The sequence below is a fragment of the Bibersteinia trehalosi genome (genome assembly GCF_004346205.1).
Classification (GTDB): Bacteria; Pseudomonadota; Gammaproteobacteria; order Enterobacterales; family Pasteurellaceae; genus Bibersteinia; species Bibersteinia trehalosi.
Genome location: NZ_SMAM01000006.1, coordinates 117,708 through 133,927 on the forward strand (window position 1 = coordinate 117,708; position 16,220 = coordinate 133,927).

The window sequence follows — 16,220 nt, forward strand, 5'->3', positions numbered from 1 at the left end:
GAAGGAGAAAAAATATGCAAACCCTCATTTGGAACCAATTATCCCCCACTGAACAACAAAGCGCTTTGGCGCGCCCTGCCATTTCTGCCTCCAATGAGCTGAAAAGTGCGGTAGAAAATATCTTAGATTTGGTGAAAACCCAAGGCGACAAAGCGCTTTTTGACTTGACCGCCAAGTTCGACAAAACCCAACTTTCAAGCCTCGCCGTATCTGCCGAGCAAATTCAAGCAGCGTGTGAGCGAGTATCCCCCGAGCTGAAAACCGCCATTGCCAATGCCAAAGCCAACATCACCACTTTCCACGAGGCGCAAAAGCCGCAAGAGGTAGACATTGAAACTCAAGCAGGCGTGCGCTGCCAAGTGCTGACAAGGGCGATTGAAAAAGTCGGCTTGTATATTCCGGGAGGTTCTGCGCCTTTATTTTCAACCGTGTTGATGCTTGCCGTGCCTGCCAAAATCGCAGGTTGCAAGAAAATTGTACTTTGCACACCGCCACCGATTGCAGACGAAATTCTCTACACCGCATGGCTTTGTGGCGTGGACACCATTTATGCGGTGGGCGGTGCACAGGCGATTGCGGGTATGGCATTCGGTACAGAAAGCGTGACCAAAGTAGACAAAATTTTCGGGCCGGGCAATGCATTCGTCACCGAAGCCAAACGCCAAGTCAGCCAACGATTTGACGGCGCAGCCATTGATATGCCTGCAGGGCCTTCGGAAGTGCTGGTGATTGCCAACGAATACGCCGACCCTGATTTTGTGGCAAGCGATCTGCTCTCCCAAGCCGAACACGGTGCGGACAGCCAAGTGATGCTCGTGACCGACAGCCTCGAACTTGCCGAAAAAACCAAGCAATCCATTGAACGTCTGCTTGCAGATTTACCTCGTAAAGAGACCGCTTGCAAAGCGCTTTCCCACAGTCGCATCATCGTGGCGGACGACCTCTACCAATGCGCCCAAATCAGCAACGCCTATGCGCCCGAACACCTTGTGGTACAAATCGAAAACCCACGCAATCTGCTTGGCTGGCTGGATAACGCAGGCTCGATTTTCTTAGGAGCGTACAGCCCTGAAAGTATGGGTGATTACGCCAGCGGCACCAACCATGTTCTGCCCACCTACGGCTATACCCGCACCTATTCCAGCCTTGGGCTTGCGGATTTCAGTAAACGTATGACCGTGCAAGAACTCACCCCGCAAGGCTTCAAAGCGCTTGCCCCAACGGTGATGGCAATGGCACAGGCAGAACAACTTGATGCGCATAAATTGGCGGTAGAAGTCAGATTAGCCAAATGAGATACCTAGCACGAGCCGTGCTAGGCTGAATAACCCGTTGCTTAGCGACAGTTACAAAGAGCCGCAAAGCGGCTCGGATTCACGAACCCCATACGGCTCGTATGGGGAGAGAAAACAGGCTTCGGAGTAAGCAATGAGCAATCCAATTGAAATTTACCAAAGCCAAGACGGCAAAACCCAAGTTTCCGTGCAGTTTGACAAGGAAACGGTGTGGCTATCACAGGCGCAAATGGCGAGTATTTTTGATACTTCTAGCGATAACATCAGCTTGCACTTAAAAAATATTTTTGCCGAAGGTGAGCTTGATGAAAATGCAACTACCGAGGATTTCTCGGTAGTTCGTCAAGAGGGAAAAAGGCAAGTTACACGACAACTCAAACATTATAACCTTGATGCTATTATTTCGGTGGGCTACCGTGTGAAATCAAGTTCTGCAACCCAATTTCGTATTTGGGCAACTGCTCGTCTGAAAGACTATCTGGTAAAAGGCTATGCTCTCAACGAACGCCGTTTGCAGGAACGAGGTATTGAGTTTGAACAGGTGATTGGTTTGCTCAGTCAAACCCTTGCCAATCAAGCCTTGGTGACGGCAGACGGGCAGGCGGTATTGAACGTTGTGCAAGATTACGCACGCAGTTGGAGTTTGCTCCAAGCCTATGACGAGCAGAGTTTGCAAAATAATCACCAAAAACAAACGGAGATGATTTCTCTCGATATGGCACAAGTTTGGGCAGCGATTGCACAATTAAAACAAACCCTTATCGAAAAAGGCGAGGCAACCGAACTTTTCGGTAATCCTCGTAATGAGGGCTTGGCTTCAGCGGTGGCGACGATTGAACAAGGTTTTGGTGACGAGTTGTTTTACCCGAATGTCGCCAGCCGTGCCGCCAATTTGCTCTATTTCGTAATTAAAAATCACCCACTCACCGATGGCAACAAACGCACAGGATCATTTTTATTTTTGTGGTATTTACGCCTGAACCAGCATTTACTGGCTAAACCGGTGGAACAACTGATTAACGACAATACACTGGTTGCCTTAGCCTTGTTGGTGGCAGAAAGTTTGCCTGAACAAAAAGAACTGATGATTAAACTGATTGAGCACTTTATTTTATTAAAAGCATAACAGGAAAAAATATGAGCATTAATATTTCGCCGTTAGCCTCCAAAAATCTCACTGAATGGAAACTATTGTGGCAACAATATTTAGATTTTTATCAAGTGAATTTAGCAGATGATATTATTCAATCAACTTGGCAGAAAGTTTCAGAGAGTGAAAATGTAAAGGGATTTGGGGCTTTTGTTGATAACAGAATGGTTGGTTTTGTTCATATTGTGATTCACCCAAATACTTGGAATTTAACTGAATGCTGTTATTTGGAAGATTTATTTGTTTTAGCTGAATATCGCAACCAAGGCATAGGAAAAGAATTAATTGAATATATTTATCGATATGCACAGAAAAAAGGATATAACCGAGTATATTGGGTAACAGATAAAAACAATCATCAAGCACAACAGCTTTATAATAAATTAGCTAATGATAGCGGTATTATTCAATATCGAAAAAATTTCTAAACTATGTATAAATTATACAGGAACACAATATGACAATTTCACAACTCTCTAGAAAAAACATTCAAGCCCTTACACCTTACCAATCGGCACGGCGTTTGGGGGGCAGTGGCGATGTGTGGCTGAACGCCAATGAATATGCCCTTTCGCCAAACTTTGATTTAACCGACCGCACTTTTAACCGCTACCCTGAGCCACAACCGCAGGCGGTGATTGAAGGTTACGCCCGATATGCAGGCGTTGCACCTGAAAATGTGCTGGTTTCCCGTGGGGGCGATGAGAGCATTGAGCTGATTATCCGAGCCTTTTGCGAGGCGAACGACAGCATTCTCTACTGTCCACCGACCTATGGAATGTACGCCGTGAGTGCCGACACCTGTGGCATTGCCACCAAAACCGTGCCTTTAACTGCCGATTTCCAGTTGGACTTAGCCCAAATCAAAGCCAACCTCGAGGGCGTGAAAGTGGTGTTTGTGTGCAGCCCGAACAACCCGACTGGCAACCTGATCAAGCGGTCGGATTTGCTCGAACTTTTGCAAATCACCGCAGGAAAAGCGATTGTGGTGGTGGATGAAGCCTACATCGAATTTTGCCCTGAAGCGAGCTTGGTTAGCGAGCTGGCGAACTTCCCACATCTGGCGATTATCCGTACCCTCTCTAAAGCCTTTGCCTTGGCGGGCTTGCGTTGTGGTTTCACCTTGGCAAACGCTGAGCTGATCGGCGTGTTACAAAAAGTGATTGCACCTTACCCACTGCCTGTGCCTGTTTCCGACATCGCTACCCAAGCCCTTTCGCCACAAGGCATTGAGCAGATGAAAACCCGTGTGGTGGAAGTCATCACCCTGCGTGCCGAATTGCAAAAAAATCTGGAAAACTTACCGCTTGTAGAACAAGTTTTTGACAGCGAAGCCAACTATCTCCTATTCAAATGCCAAGACGGACAAAAAGTCTTCAAAGCGCTTTGGGAGCAAGGCATTATTTTGCGTGACCAACACAAAGCGTTAGGATTGCAAAATTGCATTCGGATTACGGTGGGGACGAGAGAGGAGAATTTGAGGGTAATTAAACGTATTGCAGAGCTACAGAGTAGCTCGGATTAAAGAACCCCGTACGGCTCGTACGGGGTGCCTAGGACGAGCCGTCCTAGGCTCGATAAACCCAGTCGCTCCGCGACTGATAGATTGTGAGGCACTATGAGTTACACAAAACTGTATTACCACATCGTTTTCCGTACGTTGCAGAGTGTTCCTGCTATCAATGAGCAAAACGAAAAAGCGTTGTATCAATACATTTGGGCATTTTGCCAGCAACCAAAATGTACGCTACATCGCATTAACGGAATGCCCGATCATTTGCATTTGCTGGTGGAAATTCACCCGAGTATGGCAGTATCGGATTTTGTAAAGCAGCTCAAAAATGCCAGTCATGAATGGCTTGAACAGCATAGCGATTGGTTTCCCGATTTCTATGCTTGGTCGAAGGGCTACTGTGCTTTGACTTATAGTGAACACGAAAAAGCAAAAATAGTGAATTACATTAAAAATCAGAAGGAGCATCATAAGAACATTAATTTTGTTGATGAAATGAAAGCCTTGATTGTGGATTTTGATGAATATTTAGAACGAGATTTGTAACCAATAAAAGAGAGCTACGGAGTAGCTCAGATTAAAGAACCCCGTACGGCTCGTACGGGGTGCCTAGGACGAGTCGTCCTAGGCTCGCTAAACCCAGTCGCTTTGCGACTGACACAATGAATACAGGAGAAAAACATGCAACCCACCCTTTTTATCGACCGTGACGGCACCTTGATTGATGAGCCGAAAACCGATTTTCAAATAGACAGCCTTGAAAAGCTGAAATTCGAGAAAAACGTGATTCCAGCCCTGCTCAAACTCAAGGGTAAATACCGTTTTGTGATGGTTTCGAACCAAGACGGCTTAGGCACGAGTTCGTTCCCACAGGCAGATTTCGACAAACCGCACAATGCGATGATGGCGTTGTTCAACTCGCAAGGGATTGAATTTGATGATGTGCTGATTTGTCCGCATAAGCCTGAAGACGGCTGCGATTGCCGCAAACCGCACACCAAACTGCTGCAAAAATATATCGACCGCCAACTGTTCGACCCAGCCAACAGCTTTGTGATTGGCGATCGTGCCACCGATGTGCAACTGGCGGAAAACCTTGGCATTCGGGCGTTGCAATATCACCCCGAAAAACTGAACTGGGATTTGATTGCTGAAAAACTGCTGGGCGAAGCCGTCACCAACATTGGCGAGCGACCAAAGCGCTTTGCCGAAGTTATCCGTAAAACCAAAGAAACCGACATCAAAGTGCAAGTGTGGCTAGACGAAACAGGCAACAACGAAATCAGCACCGGCGTGGGCTTTTTCGACCATATGCTCGACCAAATCGCCACCCACGGCGGTTTCAGAATGAACATCACCACCAAAGGCGACTTGTGGATTGACGAACACCACACGGTGGAAGACACCGCACTCGCTCTCGGCACCGCATTAAAACAAGCGATTGGTGACAAACGTGGCATCGCCCGTTTCGGCTTCGTGTTGCCGATGGACGAAAGCCGTGCGGAATGTGCAATGGACTTATCAGGCAGACCGTTCATCAAGTTCAAAGCCGATTTCAAACGCGATAAAGTAGGCGATTTCAGCACCGAACTGACCGAACACTTCTTCCAATCCATCGCCTTCACGATGCTCGCTACCCTACACATCAAAGCTTGTGGCTCCAACGATCACCACAAAATCGAAAGCCTGTTCAAAGTCTTCGGCAGAACGCTTAGACAGTGTATTCGCATTGAAGGGAATGAGTTGCCGAGTAGTAAGGGAGTTTTATAATCACCGTAGGGGTGGTTTTTAACCCGCCCAAAAGTGCGGTTGAAATTTGCAAAGTTTTTGGGGATTTTGACCGCTTGTATATAGCGATATAGGAGAATAATTTATGGATCAGCAGTTAATTGACTTGGGTATAAAGTTATCGGAGGCATTAGTAAAAAATACTGCATCAAGTATTTTTACTAAAATTCGAGCTATTAAAGCTAAAAAAGATGATAAAGAAACCATAAATGAATTAGAAGAGATTATTCAAGAACTTATTGCTGATAAAAATGAATTATTGCAAATATCTCAGGCTTTTCAGCAAGAGTTGATGGCTCAAAAAATAACAGATACAGAAATAGATTATATTACTCAGAAATTAATTCCTAAACTACAAGAATTAGCTGGAGTTACTGGTGGTAATGTAGATGAGATGGTTAGAATACTTTCTCCATTAGTCTCAAAAGAAACTCTAACAATTTTACAATTATTAGGGTTTAATTTTAGAAAAGCTATTGGAGAGCCTTTAACTATTTTGTTAGAAAAAATGATTTTATCCAAATTACCTCTTTCGCCAGAATTACAAGCTGAAATTCAGTTAGAAACAATCAAAGCATTGCAAAATCCAAATGCTGCTAAAGCCATAACTAAAATGAAATAGTATTGAAAATGACCAACCTAACCATCATCGACACAGGCTGTGCCAACCTGTCTTCGGTCAAATTTGCTTTTGACCGTCTTGGCATTCAGGCTGAGATCTCGCGAGATCTCAACAAAATCCAATCTGCCGATAAATTGCTGCTCCCCGGTGTGGGAACGGCAGCGGCGGCGATGGCGATTTTGCACGATCGCCGGCTTATTGACACTATTCGCAATGCCACTCAGCCGATGCTTGGCATTTGTTTGGGTATGCAGTTAATGACCGAATTTTCCCGCGAAGGCGATGTGGCAACACTGAACCTGATGAGTGGCAAAACCGAACGCTTGCCTGAATGCGGTTTACCGTTGCCGCATATGGGCTGGAACAAGGTGCAGTACCAAGCTGACCATCCGCTGTTTCACGGCATTGAGCAAGGCAGCCATTTCTATTTTGTGCATAGCTACGGCGTGCTACCGAATGAAAACACCATCGCCACCTGCGACTACGGCGTGCCGTTTTCCGCTGCCATTGCCAGCCAAAACTTCTACGGCGTACAGTTCCACCCCGAGCGTTCAGGCGAGGCTGGGGCGAAGTTGCTCAGAAATTTTGTGGAAAATATCTGATTTTGTGATCCTGATCGAAAAGTTTGAAAATAGGGCTTGATTTCTCGCTTTATTTCGACAAAATTACTGTTAATTTAACCAGTGAAAGAAGGTGAGAAATGAACGAAATCAAACTATTTGAAAACAGCCAAATCCGCTCAGTTTGGGATAGCGAAAAAGAAGAGTGGTTTTTCTCGGTGGTGGATGTGGTGCAAGCACTAACCGATAGCCTTGATCCTAAGCAGTATGTCAAGAAAATGCGGAGCCGTGACCCGGAACTCAATGCCAAGTGGGGTACAATTTGTACCCCTGTTCCAATGTTGGGGAAAGATGGCAAAAAACGCAACGTGCAAGCAGCAGATTTACAAGGCATTTTCCGTATTATTCAGTCTGTGCCAAGCCCGAAGCTGAGTCTCTAAACCTCGGCAAACCAATGATTACATCATAAAAACCCCCTCTCCCGTTTACGGGAGAGGGAGGAGCAAATCGAAGATTTGCGGAGGGAGAGGGGAATAATATGAGAAAAACAGAAACCCTAAATTTACGACGGAATGCTAAAATTTTACGTTCCAATATGACAGAAGCAGAACGTGTTTTATGGTACCACCTAAGAGCAAAGCGTTTTTGTGGAATCAAATTTTATCGACAAAAAATTGTGGGAAATTATATTGCAGATTTTCTCTCATTAAATCCTAGATTAATTATTGAGCTGGATGGTTCTCAACACGCCGAGCAAATAGAATATGATCGTATTCGAACAACTTATTTAGAAGAGCAACAATTTACCGTAATTCGTTTTTGGAATGACGAGGTATTGAGACATATCAATATGGTATTAGATGTGATATTTGCGGCTATTCACGAAAATATCCCCTCTCCCTCCGAAAATCCTACGGATTTTCTCCACCCAATACTCGCTACGCTCGCTCCTTCGGAGCCGTTGGCAAAGCCAACGTTCAAATGCAAGCATTTGTCCCGAGCGGGCGAGGGGAATATATAACAGGAAAACAATATGAAACACTCTCAAATTATCCCCGCCCTCGATCTTATCGATGGGCAAGTAGTTCGTCTGCATCAGGGCGATTATGCGAAACAGACGACTTATATCGATGACCCGATAGCCCAATTTGCCGATTACTTGGCACAAGGGGCGGAGCAGTTGCATTTGGTCGATCTTACAGGGGCGAAAAATCCGGCTCAAAGACAGACCGCACTTATCGGCAAAATTATTCGTGAAACCCACTGCAAAATCCAAGTGGGCGGCGGTATCCGCACCGAGAAAGACGTAGCAGATTTGTTGGCGGTGGGGGCAAACCGTGTGGTGATTGGTTCGACTGCAGTGAAAGAGCGTGAAACGGTTAAAGGCTGGTTCAAAAAGTACGGTGCGGAGAAATTTGTGCTGGCACTGGATGTGAACATTGATACAAGCGGTCAAAAAATCATTGCGATTAGCGGCTGGCAAGAGGCAAGTGGTGTGTCGCTCGAGGAGTTGATTGAAGATTATCAAACAGTGGGCTTGCAACACGTTTTATGCACCGACATTTCCCGAGACGGCACGCTGGCAGGTTCAAATGTGGATCTCTATCGAGAAATCTGTACCAAATACCCGGAGATTCAATTTCAGTCCTCAGGCGGTATTGGCTCACTTGCGGATATTGCCGCTTTAAAAGGCACGGGCGTGGCGGGCGTGATTGTCGGCCGTGCGTTGTTGGAAGGTAAATTTAATGTAGCGGAGGCAATCGAATGTTGGCAAAACGGATAATTCCTTGTTTAGACGTGCGTGACGGGCAAGTTGTGAAAGGTGTGCAGTTCCGCAACCACGAAATCATCGGAGACATTGTGCCACTTGCTCAACGCTATGCCCAAGAGGGGGCGGATGAGTTGGTGTTTTACGATATTACCGCCTCAAGTGATGGCAGAACGGTGGATAAAAGCTGGGTGGAACGTGTGGCACAAGTGATTGATATTCCGTTTTGTGTGGCAGGCGGGATCAAAACCATTGCCGATGCGGAGCAGATTTTTGCTTTCGGAGCGGACAAAATCTCCATCAATTCCCCAGCCCTTGCCAACCCCGAACTGATTACTCAACTGGCGGATCGTTTTGGTGTGCAGGCAGTGGTGGTTGGCATTGATAGCTGGTTTGAGGCAGAAACCGGCAAATATTGGGTCAATCAATACACCGGCGATGAAAAACGCACTCGCCAAACCGAATGGCAGTTGTTGGATTGGGTGGCGGAAGTGCAAAAGCGAGGAGCCGGCGAAATCGTGCTGAATATGATGAACCAAGACGGCGTACGCAACGGCTATGATTTAGTGCAACTGAAAAAAGTGCGTGAAGTTTGCAATGTGCCTTTGATTGCCTCAGGCGGCGCGGGCGAAATGGTGCATTTCCGTGATGCGTTCGTCGAAGCAAATGTTGATGGAGCTTTGGCGGCAAGCGTGTTTCATAAACAGATTATCAATATTGGGGAGTTGAAGGAATATTTGAAAGCTGAGCAAGTTGAAATTCGTAGATAGTATCAGCAATGAAATAAATAAGGAAACTTATGAGCAAAATTAGTATCACCGAAAGAAGTAATTATGGTCCAATCAGATTTGAGGCTCGTTATTCATTTTTAAATGATATGTTTAATGTTGCACGAAAGAAAATAGTGAATCGTGAAAAAGATAGTTATAAGTTTGTAGGAAATTGGATAGAAAAAAATTTAGATGGAAATAATTTGGAGCTGATTCTCAATGTGGAAGTTTTCACTAGATTTTTAGCTAGTGGTAAAATTATCTATGAATTAGATCCAAGTTTATTTAAAGCATTGGTACTTACTGATGTGGATAATATACCATGCTCATTATTTAATTTAGCTTATAATACTTTTTATATTCAGTTAGGTGGGTATTCTAATGTTTTTGATGGTGTGTATATAGATAAGTGGTCCTCTTCCGAGGATGTTAATGGGAATGAGGATTCTATAGATTTAGTTTTTGTTTATAAGAATTATGCTAAAAAGAAAGTGTCTATTAATAATTTTTTTGAAGAAAAATTAAATATTGTTACATTAGATATAAGTGATCCAAATGCTATGATAAAAGATGTGTTTCAAGATGAAATAATGTCCTCCTTCTATATGCATTACTTAATATCTAAAGAGAGAAATATGCTTGATGATGAGCAAACACAAATTTTTCTTCAAAAGGAACAATCTGAAAATAATGAAATGGCATTGTTATTGCCTTTAATCGTAAATTTAATACTTTATATAAGTAGCTATAATAGTGATGTAATTAATGATTGGAGTAGTGATACTCCAAAGGAAAAAATTTCTAAATTACAGAAAACTACTAATTCAGCTGAACAAAAAAATGTAGAAAACGGTTTGTTGGATGCAGGTTATTCCAAAGTTAAATATCTTGGTAAGAATTTTGCAAAATCCAAAGAAGCTACTTTATTATTGAAAACTTTAGAGGGTGGACGTACGTTATCAACACATTTTAGAAGAGGACATTTTCGCAATCAGCATTACGGTAAAAATAATTCGCTGAGGAAAATTATTTTTATTGCACCAACTGTAGTAAATGAAGGTGGAGAAATTCAAGGTAGGATCATTGAAGTTGGAAATAGGGGATAAACTATGCAAATCAGAAATATCAACTGGCAAAAAGTCGATAACCTTCTGCCTGTTATCGTCCAAAACACTCAAACCTGCGAAGTGCTGATGTTGGGCTATATGAACCAACAAGCCCTCGAAAAAACGCTGGCTGAAAAGCGAGTGACTTTTTACTCCCGTACCAAACAACGACTGTGGACGAAAGGCGAAACCTCGGGCAATTTCCTAAACGTGGTGGATATGAGTTTGGATTGTGATAACGACACCCTGTTAATCCTCGCCAACCCTATCGGCGAAACCTGCCATACGGGGGCGGAGAGCTGTTTTCATCAGTTTGAACAAGAACAGCCGGATTGGATCTTTTTCAGCAAATTAGAACGAATGATTGCGGAACGTAAAAATGCTGATCCGGAAAGTTCTTATACCGCGAAACTTTACGCTAAAGGCACACCGAAAATTGCTCAAAAAGTAGGGGAAGAGGCAGTAGAAAGTGTGATTGCGGCAATGAAAAATGATCGGGAAGAATTGGTTTGTGAGGTAGCGGATCTGGCATATCACTTAACGGTGTTATTGCACAATGCCGATCTCTCGTGGGCAGAAGTAAACGCCAAATTGAAAGAACGCCACGCGGGCATTGGGTTACACCCTGAAGGCTCAAATAAGTAAGATTGTGAACTTTCACAAAATCCTTTACTCTAACGGCTGGATTGAGTGGTTCAATCCAATTTATTTTTAAGAGGACTTTACTATGGGTTTATTTGATTTTGCAGCCAATATCGGCAAAAAATTATTTAACAAAGCTGAAGATGCTTCTAAAGCTGTTACCGATCATATTGCGGAAGATAATCCTGGCGTGGAAAATCTGAATGTTGTGGTTGAAAATGGCACAGCAAAAATTAGCGGAGCAGCATCCACCGCTGTTGCAATTGAGAAGGCGGTATTGATGGCTGGTAATGTTGCCGGTATCAATAATGTGAATATTGATGATGTGGTGATTGCTGATGGCTCAAGCCTTGGTAGTGATGATGAGTTTTATATCATTGAAAAAGGCGACAACTTATGGAAAATCGCTGAGAAAGCTTACGGTAACGGTGCTAAATATAAGGCAATTGTTGAAGCGAATAAAGAAGTGATTAAGGACGAAAATAAAATTTTCCCAGGTCAGAAAATTCGTATTCCAAAAGGCTTATAATTGCTCATAGTGAAAGGGCATTGCTTGCAATGCCCTTTACTTTTGCAAAAAATCAGCGAAAACAGAGCGCTTTTCTTGCCTATTCTTTTATGATGAATTACAATCCAGCCCTATTTTATACCCTAAATTTAACTCAACTTGAGGCAAAACAATGTCAATTTCTATTGAAACAATTCAAGGCTTAGAACGCCGTGCAACCATCACTGTTCCTGCAGATAAAATTAACGCAGCTTACAAAGAACAATTAAAAGGCTATGCGAAAAACGCTCGTGTAGATGGTTTCCGTAAAGGTAAAGTGCCACACTCAATTATCGAACAACGTTTTGGCGTAATGGCTCGTCAAGACGCCCTTTCTGATGAAATGCAACGTGCATTTTTTGAAGCAGTGATCGCGGAGAAAATCAATATTGCAGGTCGCCCAACTTTCACGCCAAATAACTATGAAATGGATAAAGATTTCTCTTTTTCTGTCGCTTTTGAAGTGTATCCAGAAGTTGAATTAAAAGGTTTAGAAAACATTGAAGTTGAAAAACCAGTTGTTGAAATTACTGAAGCAGATTTGGACAAAATGGTTGATGTGCTACGTAAGCAACAAGCAACTTGGACTGAAAGCACAGATGCGGCAAAAGCAGATGATCGTGTTACTATCGACTTTACTGGTTCTATCGATGGTGAAGAGTTTGAAGGTGGAAAAGCGACAGACTTTGTATTATTTATGGGGCAAGGTCGTATGATTCCTGGTTTTGAAGATGGTATCGTTGGTAAAAAAGCAGGCGAACAATTTGATATTGATGTGACTTTCCCTGAAGAATATCACGCTGAAAACTTAAAAGGCAAAGCAGCAAAATTTGCTATTAACCTGAAAAAAGTAGAAGTGATGGTATTACCAGAATTAACAGAAGAGTTCGTGAAAAAATTTGGTGCAGCGAAATCGGTGGAAGAGCTTCGTGCTGAGATCAAGAAAAATATGCAACGCGAATTAAAAAATGCGGTAAATAGTCGCGTTAAAAACCAAGTATTAAACGGTTTAGTTGCTCAAAATGAAATTGAAGTGCCTAAAGCGGCAGTCTCTGAAGAGATCGAAGTATTAAAACGCCAAGCAGCACAGCGTTTTGGTGGTAAACCAGAAATCGCAGCACAATTGCCAAATGAATTATTTGAAGCAGATGCGAAACGCCGCGTTCAAGTTGGTCTTTTACTTTCAACAGTGATTGGTAGCAATAAACTGGCTGTTGATGAAGAGCGTGTAAAAGCACAAATTGAAGAATTAGCTTCTGCTTACGAGCAACCTCAAGAAGTGATCGAATACTATGCGAAAAACCGTCAATTAACTGACAACGTTCGCAATGTTGTATTAGAAGATCAAGCGATTGATGTTGTCTTGAATTCTGCTAAAGTAACAGAGAAAGCCATGTCATTTGATGAAGTGATGGCAGCTGCGCAACAAGCATAATTTTCTCTGATTACGCCTGCATAGGCTCACAAGCGGTGACTTTTAGTGAAAATTTTGCAATTTTTTACCAAAAAGTGACCGCTTTTTTATTAACTAAATTTATTATAGAGAATCGTGATGGAACAACTGACTTTTGCCGAACAGCTTCAGCAATTTATCGCTAATCACACTATTATGGTGATTGCTTGGGTAGCGATTTTCGTTGCTGTGCTTTTCAGCTTTTATAAAAGTGCAACCAGCAAAATTACCGTTGTGGATAATGCACAGGCGACACAATTGATTAATAACGATGAAGCCGTGATTCTTGATGTGCGCTCTGATGAAGAATTCAGAGCTGGGCATATTATTGAAAGCCACCAACTTTATCCAACAGATATTAAAACCAATAAAACTCAGGCAATCGAAAAATATAAAGAACGAGCTTTAATCGTGGTGGACAACAACGGTTTAACAGCTCAAGGTTTAGCAAATACACTGGCTAAACAAGGTTTTACGAAAGTCTATGCATTAAAAGATGGCATTTTAGGTTGGCGTAGTGCTAACTTACCATTGGTGAAAAAACATAAATAATTCAATTAAAGAAGGAATAAACAATGGCTGAAGAAAATCAAGTTGCTGCAACCGAGCAAGAAAACCAAACTCCGTTTGAGATGCAGATCCAACGTATCTATGTGAAAGATGTCTCTTTCGAAGCACCAAACTTGCCACATATTTTTCATCAAGAGTGGAAACCACAATTAGGCTTTGAATTAGATACTGAAACTAACCAAATTGGTGAAGATACTTACGAAGTTATTTTGCATATTAATGTGCAGACGACTTTAGAAGATAGCAATGATGTTGCTTTCATCTGCGAAGTAAAACAAGCTGGTGTGTTTACGATTAAAGGTTTAGAAGGTGTACAATTAGCGCACTGTCTAGCAGCACAATGCCCGAATGTACTTTATCCGTATGCACGTGAGTTAATCGCAAGTTTAGTAAACCGTGGTACATTCCCTGCATTAAACCTTTCTCCTGTGAATTTTGATGCATTGTTCCTTGACTACCTTGAACGTCAGCAACAGCAAGAAGCCGGTGAAACTCCCGCAGTAAACTAATTAAATGCAATAAAATAGGTATGCGGCGCATACCTATTTTTTTAATGCAAACAGAGGAATCTATGACTTATACCGCTCCTGTCACTATACTTGGTGCTGGCTCTTATGGCACAGCATTAGCTATTGCGCTTTCTCGTAACGGACATAAAACCTACCTTTGGGGACATAATCCACAGAAAATGGCACAGATGGCAGCTAGCCGAATGAACCAAGAATTTTTGCCTGATCTCCCATTCCCCGATGCGCTTGAAATTGAAAGTGATCTTGCACAAGCTATTGCAAAATCTCGTGATTTGTTGATTGTTGTGCCAAGTCATGTGTTTGGTGACGTGCTGTTACAGCTCAAACCATTTTTAAGCACTGAGCATCGAATTATTTGGGCAACAAAAGGACTAGAACGCGATACAGGGCGGTTACTACAAGAAGTCGTTTTGCAAATTTTAGGTGAAAATTACCCGCTTGCCGTGCTTTCGGGGCCAACTTTTGCTAAAGAATTAGCCGCGGGCTTACCAACAGCTATTTCACTTTCCTCTGATAACGCTCAATTCGCTGATGAAATGCAGCAGCGTATTCACTGTTCCAAATCATTTCGTGTTTATATCAATGATGACATGGTTGGGGCACAATTGGGGGGCGCAATCAAAAATGTGATTGCAATTGGAGCGGGAATTTCTGATGGTATGGGTTTTGGCGCAAACGCGAGAACGGCTTTAATTACACGTGGTATTGCAGAAATTAGCCGCTTAGGGGCAAGCTTAGGGGCTAACCCTGCTACTTTTATGGGAATGTCGGGACTTGGTGATCTAGTGCTGACTTGTACGGATAACCAATCACGCAACCGGCGATTTGGCTTAATGCTAGGGCAAGGCCGCAATGCCGAAGATGCTATTGCAGAAATTGGGCAAGTGGTAGAAGGTTTTTACAATACGAAAGAAGCTCATTTGCTAGCACAGAAACAAGGTGTAGAAATGCCGATTGTTGAGCAAATTTATCAAATGCTCTTTTGTGGAAAACAGGCAACAGAAGTTGCTAAAACCCTATTAGGACGAGAAAGAAAAGGGGAATAGTGATGGAATTAACGACCGATCAAATTTGGCAAGAAATTCGCCAAGAAGCAAAAAGCCTAACTGAAAGTGAGCCAATGCTAGCGAGTTTTTTTCATGCAACTATTCTTAAGCATTATCATTTGGGTGGTGCACTGAGTTATATTCTTGCTAATAAGCTCGCTAATCCAATTATGCCAGCTATTGCTTTAAAAGAGATCATTGAAGAAGCGTATATTGCTGATCCCAGTTTAATAGATAGTGCTAGCTGCGATATTGAGGCGGTGAGAACACGTGATCCTGCTGTAGATAAATGGAGTACCCCACTATTGTATTTAAAAGGTTTCCATGCGTTACAAAGCTATCGAGTTACTCACTATTTGTGGCAGCAAGGCAGAAAAGCTCTCGCTATTTATCTGCAAAACGAAATTTCTGTCGCGTTTGATGTGGATATTCACCCCGCGGCACGTATTGGTTGCGGCATTATGCTTGACCATGCTACAGGCATTGTTGTCGGTGAAACTTCGGTGATAGAAAATGATGTCTCTATTTTGCAAGGTGTGACACTGGGTGGTACTGGAAAAGAACATGGTGACCGTCACCCGAAAATTCGCCAAGGCGTAATGATTGGTGCAGGGGCGAAAATTCTAGGCAATATAGAAATTGGTCAATACTCCAAAATCGGTGCGAACTCTGTGGTTCTGCAAGCTGTGCCGGAATATGCTACCGCGGCAGGCGTGCCTGCACGCATTATTGGGCAGTCACAAGATCAGAAACCTGCCTTTGAAATGAACCAATATTTTGGTGAAAGCGGAGTATTTGGATTGGATGGTGATGGTATTTAGCCATCCCTTGGCAAGCGGTTTAAATTTGCAGATTTTTTT

At 43.0% G+C, this 16,220-nt stretch carries 20 protein-coding genes; all 20 read left to right on the plus strand.

All coding sequences use genetic code 11. The features are described 5' to 3' along the window. The first annotated feature begins 14 nt into the window (after positions 1–14). Positions 15–1,295, plus strand: a complete 1,281-nt coding sequence (hisD, locus tag EDC51_RS07605; RefSeq protein WP_131928584.1) for a histidinol dehydrogenase — start codon at positions 15–17, stop codon at positions 1,293–1,295. A gap of 133 nt (positions 1,296–1,428) precedes the next feature. After that, positions 1,429–2,421, plus strand: a complete 993-nt coding sequence (gene rhuM / locus EDC51_RS07610) for a virulence protein RhuM/Fic/DOC family protein (protein WP_131928585.1) — start codon at positions 1,429–1,431, stop codon at positions 2,419–2,421. Positions 2,422–2,432: 11 nt separating this feature from the next. Further along, a complete protein-coding gene (locus EDC51_RS07615; RefSeq protein ID WP_131928586.1) occupies positions 2,433–2,873 on the plus strand; it encodes a GNAT family N-acetyltransferase in 441 nt (146 codons plus the stop codon). 29 nt (positions 2,874–2,902) lie between these two features. Continuing rightward, positions 2,903–3,970 carry a histidinol-phosphate transaminase gene (gene hisC / locus EDC51_RS07620; RefSeq protein WP_131928587.1) on the plus strand — a complete coding sequence of 356 codons (1,068 nt, stop codon included), beginning with the start codon at positions 2,903–2,905 and terminating at the stop codon, positions 3,968–3,970. Positions 3,971–4,063: 93 nt separating this feature from the next. Further along, on the plus strand, positions 4,064–4,504 hold the full coding sequence (gene tnpA, locus EDC51_RS07625) for an IS200/IS605 family transposase (RefSeq protein WP_131928588.1): 441 nt from the start codon (positions 4,064–4,066) through the stop codon (positions 4,502–4,504). A gap of 135 nt (positions 4,505–4,639) precedes the next feature. Further along, complete coding sequence (hisB, locus tag EDC51_RS07630; protein ID WP_125135389.1) at positions 4,640–5,728, plus strand: bifunctional histidinol-phosphatase/imidazoleglycerol-phosphate dehydratase HisB; 1,089 nt, start codon at positions 4,640–4,642, stop codon at positions 5,726–5,728. A 103-nt stretch (positions 5,729–5,831) separates the two neighbouring features. Next, complete coding sequence (locus EDC51_RS07635) at positions 5,832–6,368, plus strand: hypothetical protein (protein ID WP_131928589.1); 537 nt, start codon at positions 5,832–5,834, stop codon at positions 6,366–6,368. 8 nt (positions 6,369–6,376) lie between these two features. Then, a complete protein-coding gene (hisH, locus tag EDC51_RS07640) occupies positions 6,377–6,970 on the plus strand; it encodes an imidazole glycerol phosphate synthase subunit HisH (RefSeq protein WP_131928590.1) in 594 nt (197 codons plus the stop codon). A gap of 98 nt (positions 6,971–7,068) precedes the next feature. Continuing rightward, entirely contained in the window at positions 7,069–7,368 is a 300-nt protein-coding gene (locus EDC51_RS07645; RefSeq protein ID WP_131928591.1) for a BRO-N domain-containing protein, read from the plus strand. Between the two features lie 98 nt (positions 7,369–7,466). After that, positions 7,467–7,949: an endonuclease domain-containing protein gene (locus EDC51_RS07650; RefSeq protein WP_131928592.1), complete on the plus strand. Its 483-nt coding sequence runs from the start codon at positions 7,467–7,469 to the stop codon at positions 7,947–7,949. 12 nt (positions 7,950–7,961) lie between these two features. Further along, on the plus strand, positions 7,962–8,711 hold the full coding sequence (gene hisA / locus EDC51_RS07655; RefSeq protein WP_131928593.1) for a 1-(5-phosphoribosyl)-5-[(5-phosphoribosylamino)methylideneamino]imidazole-4-carboxamide isomerase: 750 nt from the start codon (positions 7,962–7,964) through the stop codon (positions 8,709–8,711). After that, entirely contained in the window at positions 8,693–9,466 is a 774-nt protein-coding gene (gene hisF / locus EDC51_RS07660) for an imidazole glycerol phosphate synthase subunit HisF (RefSeq protein ID WP_131928594.1), read from the plus strand. The genes hisA and hisF overlap by 19 nt, the downstream gene beginning before the upstream one ends. Before the next feature lie 29 nt (positions 9,467–9,495). Beyond that, the gene (locus tag EDC51_RS07665; protein WP_131928595.1) at positions 9,496–10,572 is read left to right on the plus strand and encodes a hypothetical protein; all 1,077 of its coding nucleotides are present in this window, start codon (positions 9,496–9,498) and stop codon (positions 10,570–10,572) included. Positions 10,573–10,575: 3 nt separating this feature from the next. Then, positions 10,576–11,217, plus strand: a complete 642-nt coding sequence (gene hisIE, locus EDC51_RS07670) for a bifunctional phosphoribosyl-AMP cyclohydrolase/phosphoribosyl-ATP diphosphatase HisIE (protein WP_131928596.1) — start codon at positions 10,576–10,578, stop codon at positions 11,215–11,217. Between the two features lie 82 nt (positions 11,218–11,299). Then, positions 11,300–11,743: a peptidoglycan-binding protein LysM gene (gene lysM / locus EDC51_RS07675; protein ID WP_015431926.1), complete on the plus strand. Its 444-nt coding sequence runs from the start codon at positions 11,300–11,302 to the stop codon at positions 11,741–11,743. 151 nt (positions 11,744–11,894) lie between these two features. After that, the gene (gene tig / locus EDC51_RS07680; protein WP_015431928.1) at positions 11,895–13,196 is read left to right on the plus strand and encodes a trigger factor; all 1,302 of its coding nucleotides are present in this window, start codon (positions 11,895–11,897) and stop codon (positions 13,194–13,196) included. Positions 13,197–13,313: 117 nt separating this feature from the next. Continuing rightward, entirely contained in the window at positions 13,314–13,766 is a 453-nt protein-coding gene (locus EDC51_RS07685; RefSeq protein WP_015431929.1) for a rhodanese-like domain-containing protein, read from the plus strand. Between the two features lie 23 nt (positions 13,767–13,789). After that, positions 13,790–14,293: a protein-export chaperone SecB gene (gene secB, locus EDC51_RS07690; protein WP_015431930.1), complete on the plus strand. Its 504-nt coding sequence runs from the start codon at positions 13,790–13,792 to the stop codon at positions 14,291–14,293. 44 nt (positions 14,294–14,337) lie between these two features. Further along, on the plus strand, positions 14,338–15,360 hold the full coding sequence (gene gpsA / locus EDC51_RS07695) for an NAD(P)H-dependent glycerol-3-phosphate dehydrogenase (protein WP_131928597.1): 1,023 nt from the start codon (positions 14,338–14,340) through the stop codon (positions 15,358–15,360). Further along, a complete protein-coding gene (gene cysE / locus EDC51_RS07700) occupies positions 15,360–16,181 on the plus strand; it encodes a serine O-acetyltransferase (protein ID WP_375804323.1) in 822 nt (273 codons plus the stop codon). Before gpsA ends, cysE begins: the two co-directional genes overlap by 1 nt. Positions 16,182–16,220: the final 39 nt, after the last annotated feature.